The sequence below is a fragment of the Siccirubricoccus deserti genome, from assembly GCF_014283215.1.
GTDB classification, from domain to species: Bacteria; Pseudomonadota; Alphaproteobacteria; order Acetobacterales; family Acetobacteraceae; genus Siccirubricoccus; species Siccirubricoccus deserti.
Genome location: NZ_JACOMF010000173.1, coordinates 1 through 2590, shown reverse-complemented (window position 1 = coordinate 2590; position 2590 = coordinate 1). Strand labels below are relative to the sequence as shown.

Here is a 2590-nt window from a genome sequence, read left to right as displayed (position 1 = left end):
CGCAGCTTGGCCGAGACCTTCCGCTTCGGCGTCTTGCTCCGCAGTTGCAGACCCTCCAGCCGCTACAGACGCCAGACCCGCTTGGCGTTCACTGCCCAGCCCTCCCGCCTCAGCAGAACGTGGATCCATCGGTAGCCATAGCGCACCCGGGTCCCCGCGATCTCCCGGATGCGCTGGCGAAGCTCAGCCTGCGCGCCGCCGCGCCTGGAACGATGATGGTAGGTCGAGCGCGGCACCTTCAGCACCGCGCAGGCCCGTCTCGCGCTCACCCGCCAAGCAGCACGGAGATGGTCCACCATCGCCCGGCAGCGCGCAGGCTTCATAGTTTGCGGCGGACAACGTCCTGCAGCATCTCCTTGTCGAGCGACAGGTCAGCCACCAGCCGCTTGAGGCGGACATTCTCCTCCTCGAGTTGCTTCAGCCGCCGCATCTCGGACGGCATCAGCCCGCCGTACTTCTTCCGCCAGCGGTAGTAGATCTGGATCGAGATCCCCGCCTTGCGGCAGACCTCCTCCACCGCCGTGCCCTCCTTCGCCTGGCGCAGGGTGCGGGGCACTGCCACGCACGGCGATCTGCTGGTCGGGGAACAGGGACCGCTTCATGGCCCGTCTCCTCAGTCAGCGTTTCCGAGCCTAACCAAGAATTTTCCCACTCTCGCCGGTTCAGAATTCCAGAGGCAGGTTAAGGGTATCCACCGTCGCCAGCGTGCTTGGCAGCGGGAACGGCCTAGCCTCTGGGCTGGCGGACGATAGCCCATCGATGAGTGCGGCCGCTCCTGGTTGTAGTGCCGCCGCCAGTGCTCGGCAGCACGCGCGCCTCGGCGACGGTGTGGAACACCTCGCCGTTCAGCAACTCGTCGCGCAGCCGGGCATAGAAGCTCTCCACATAGCCGTTCTCCCAGGGATTGCCTTTTTCGATGTAGGCGGTGGCTGCACCGACACCCGTGATCCAACCCTTCACCGCCGCGGCAACGAACTCCGGCCCCTGGTCGGAGCGGATGTGCGCCGGGATGCCACGCGCGATGAACAGATCTGCCAACACGTCGATGACGTCGGTGGACCGGAGGCCTGGTGCCGGGGCTGCGCGGCCTGCTCGGCATCGCGCCGCTCGGGCCGGCCGATGTCGCCGTCACGCTTGGCGCCGGCGTGCTGCCTTATTCGGTGAACAGCGCATTGCGACGGAGGTACGGTTCAGATCAGCGCGGCCACCGCCACCCGGACTAGGCGCTCAGTAAGACGCTCGGCCAGGGCGTCCGCGACTATGTCCGCAATCCTGTGGCTGGAGTGGGCCGGCGCCACAGCCATTCCTGCCGCTACCAGAGTTTCTACCGGCTGCGGTGTCACGGCTTGCGCGAACTCCTCGAGATTGCGGAGGATCCTTTCGCGGGTTCCAGGGTGGCCATCGTGCCGCACGATCAGGCTGCCCGTCAGTGGGATGAGATCCGCCTCCGCGGCCCCGTCGATAGGTAAGCGTCAGCCAATCCCCGCCTTGCTTTGATAGCCGCCGGCCGCCCATGAGGTTGGCATGACGGATGCGACGGCGAGCGACGGGTCGAAGGACTACTCATACGATGGTCGTAAGAGTGGTCGCAGGCCCGATGCGGGTACTGCGGTGGAGGTGCGGGTGCGCGCTAAGCGCCGGCGGCCCTGGCCTGATGAGGACAAGCTGCGGATTGTGCGGGAGACACTGGCGCCTGGCGCCTGGCGCCGTGGTGCAGGTCGTCGCCGACCGGCACGGGGTGAGCACCGGCCAGCTATACACTTGGCTCAAGCAGATGCTGGCCATGGCGGTGTCTGGCTTCACGCCGGTCGAGGTGCGGCCCGAGGCGCTGCTGGCACCTGCCCCGGCGCCCGAGCCGCCGACCGCGCCTGCGACGGGAGACCTGCAGGTGCTGCTGCCCGGCGGGGCCGAGCTGCGTTTCAGCGGCGCGGTGACGCCTGGGATATTGCGCGAGGTGCTGGCCGCGCTGGGCGGGCGCTGATGCTGCAGCCCGCGCCCGGCATCCGGGTGTTCCTGGCCTGCGGCACCACGGATATGCGCAAAGGCTTCGATGGCCTGGGGCAAGGAGATCGGCGGCATGCGCAGCACCCTGCTGCGCGGAATGGAGCGGGTCGGATGGAGCTCTCTTGCGGACTGCGGCCTACAACCTCGTCAGGTTGCCGAAGCTGCTACCGCAACGGCCTGATCGGCCCGCGACAACGCGCGGACGCAGTAGCCTCCAGCAGGTCGCCGCCGAAAACCAGCCGCATCAGCCCATGAAGGGCCACGACCCGCGACACCGGCCAGCAAAGTCATGCTTGTAGCGGCGAATTTCCGCAGCCTGCTAGGTATTTGATCCCAGGGTTTGATGGTGCAGTCTTCTCCCAGGCATGGAAGGACGCGCTACGGGCCAGGTTCTCCACGGCAGCGCCACCACGACAGAGGCGGTCCGTCGCGCGATCCAGCATAGTCAAGCGAGCCTGAGGGAGCTGGCGCGCCGCTACGGGGTGAACCCCAAGACGATCGCCAAATGGCGCAAGCGGTCTTCGGTCGCCGACCTGCCGACCGGCCCTCGGGAGGCGCACTCCTCCACGCTCTCGGCCGAGCAGGA

The 2590-nt window shown here is 67.5% G+C and carries 3 protein-coding genes and 2 pseudogenes; 3 read left to right on the top strand and 2 right to left on the bottom strand.

Going from position 1 to position 2590, the window contains the following annotated elements:
• Together H7965_RS31550 and H7965_RS29445 are read right to left on the bottom strand one after the other, a co-directional pair.
• Positions 1–562 (bottom strand): annotated as a pseudogene (locus H7965_RS31550) (transposase); the annotation flags it as partial.
• Between the two features lie 51 nt (positions 563–613).
• Positions 614–1065: pseudogene (locus H7965_RS29445) on the bottom strand (integrase core domain-containing protein); the annotation flags it as partial.
• A 5-nt stretch (positions 1066–1070) separates the two neighbouring features.
• On the opposite strand from H7965_RS29445, the gene H7965_RS29440 reads away from it, so the two are divergent.
• The 3 genes from H7965_RS29440 to H7965_RS29430 all read left to right on the top strand — a co-directional run.
• The gene (locus tag H7965_RS29440; RefSeq protein ID WP_186774038.1) at positions 1071–1223 is read left to right on the top strand and encodes a hypothetical protein; all 153 of its coding nucleotides are present in this window, start codon (positions 1071–1073) and stop codon (positions 1221–1223) included.
• A 308-nt stretch (positions 1224–1531) separates the two neighbouring features.
• The gene (locus H7965_RS29435) at positions 1532–1981 is read left to right on the top strand and encodes a transposase (protein ID WP_315898723.1); all 450 of its coding nucleotides are present in this window, start codon (positions 1532–1534) and stop codon (positions 1979–1981) included.
• Between the two features lie 388 nt (positions 1982–2369).
• On the top strand, positions 2370–2590 hold a 221-nt coding region (locus H7965_RS29430; protein WP_186774036.1), incomplete at its 3' end, for a helix-turn-helix domain-containing protein.

Bases quoted from the DNA above. Each gene is read 5' to 3' on its own strand.
- H7965_RS29435 (WP_315898723.1), top strand. From the start codon at position 1,532: ATGCGACGGCGAGCGACGGGTCGAAGGACTACTCATACGATGGTCGTA.